This window comes from Pseudomonadota bacterium (genome assembly GCA_026388215.1).
In the GTDB taxonomy this organism is placed as follows: Bacteria; Desulfobacterota; Syntrophorhabdia; order Syntrophorhabdales; family Syntrophorhabdaceae; genus JAPLKF01.
This window is the reverse complement of the sequence record JAPLKF010000149.1, coordinates 1-1536: the sequence shown is the minus strand read 5'-3', so window position 1 is coordinate 1536 and position 1536 is coordinate 1. Positions and strand designations below refer to the sequence as shown.

The 1536-nt window shown below is 42.8% G+C and carries 1 protein-coding gene; it reads right to left on the bottom strand.

The genetic code is table 11. The features are described 5' to 3' along the window. Nucleotides 1–203: 203 nt before the first annotated feature. The gene (locus tag NTU69_08790) at nucleotides 204–1463 is read right to left on the bottom strand and encodes an MFS transporter (protein ID MCX5803607.1); all 1260 of its coding nucleotides are present in this window, start codon (nucleotides 1461–1463) and stop codon (nucleotides 204–206) included. Nucleotides 1464–1536: the final 73 nt, after the last annotated feature.

Below are 1536 nucleotides of genomic sequence, written 5' to 3'. Positions count from 1 at the left end.
TGCCCTGTGAACCGTTTCATAAAGCTCGCATAGCAGTACCTGCAACCGTGTTCGCACCCTACATAGGGGTTGATACAGTAGTCATATCCTTCAATACGTGTTCTTGTGAGGATTGTTTTTGCAAAAATTTCCCTTCTATTCATCAGCAGTGTCCCAAATCCGATATAATACCAGTTTTCATTTGACAACCCCATTTGTTATTTCTACTGGAGCTCTGTTGGCATTTCCCTTATAATGCCCATCTGTAAGTAAATTGGTCGGACAATTTTCCGTATCAGTGGAAGTTTTGTAAAGAAGAGTAGAGAACCGATAATGCAAGCAGCTCCGCTTATAATAAGGCTTCCGAAGGGGGCCATCCCCATAAATGCCATGGCATAAAAACTCATGATACGGCCCCGTTTATCCTCATCGACAATAGTCTGCAAAATCGTGTTGCTCGAGGCCATTTGCACGATCATACCGAATCCGATCAAGAGCATCATGCAAAGGGAGAGCTGGATATAACGGGAAAAGGAAAAGGCAATGAGCCCTACGCCAAATGTGCTTGAAGCAATAACGATGAGCCTCCCCAGGCCGAGTACGGTTTTGCGTGATGCAAGATAGATCGCGCCCGCAAGAGCACCGATACCTGAAGCGCCCATAAGAAAGCCAAGGGTATGTGGTCCTCCATGAAGGATGTCTCTTGCAAAAATAGGCATAAGAACAAGGTAAGGCATTCCCATTAAACTTATGAGACCTAACAACAGAATAATATATCTAATTGGTGCAAACCCGAAGGCATATCTATATCCCTCTTTTAACTCCTTAAGGACAGGAACGGATTGAGTTTTTCTCCTTATTTTCGGAATGTTCATAGCCAATAAAGCGAAAATAATGGCAAGGAAGCTTATCGCATTCAGGAGGAAACAAAGGCCTTCACCTACAATGCCGATCAAGAGACCCGCAATAGAAGGACCTACCAGTCTCGCACCATTGAACATAAAGGAATTAAGGGCAATAGCATTTCCCAGATCCGCTTTATTTTCAACTATATCTACAACAAAGGATTGCCGGGTAGGCATGTCAAATGCATTGATGAAACCAAGAAATATGCTTAAAACAATTAAATGCCAGACTGCGATAGTACCGGTTAATGTGAGAAATGCCAGTAAAAAGGCCTGTATCATGGCAAGCGTCTGTGTTGCAAGAAGCAGCTTGCGGCGATCCAGCCTGTCAGCAAAAACTCCGGCAAAGGATGAAAAGATAAATGTGGGAATCTGGCCGGTAAAACCAATAAAACCAAGGAGAAAAGCAGAGTTAGTCAAACGGTAAACAAGCCAGCTCATGGCTATCTGCTGCATCCACGTTCCGATCAGAGAGAGACCCTGTCCCCCGAAAAAAAGCCTGTAATTCCTGTAATGAAAAGCCCTTCCAATAAATTTAAGTGCTGCTTGTTTCTCCGATCCTGATGATTCTGATTTCATATCTTTTTGTATTCCTTGCTTATATGTCAGGCAAAAATTCCTTTTTTTAAATATTGTCTACTGTTTGTTGCAA

Bases quoted from the DNA above. Each gene is read 5' to 3' on its own strand.
- NTU69_08790 (MCX5803607.1), bottom strand. From the start codon at position 1,463: ATGAAATCAGAATCATCAGGATCGGAGAAACAAGCAGCACTTAAATTT.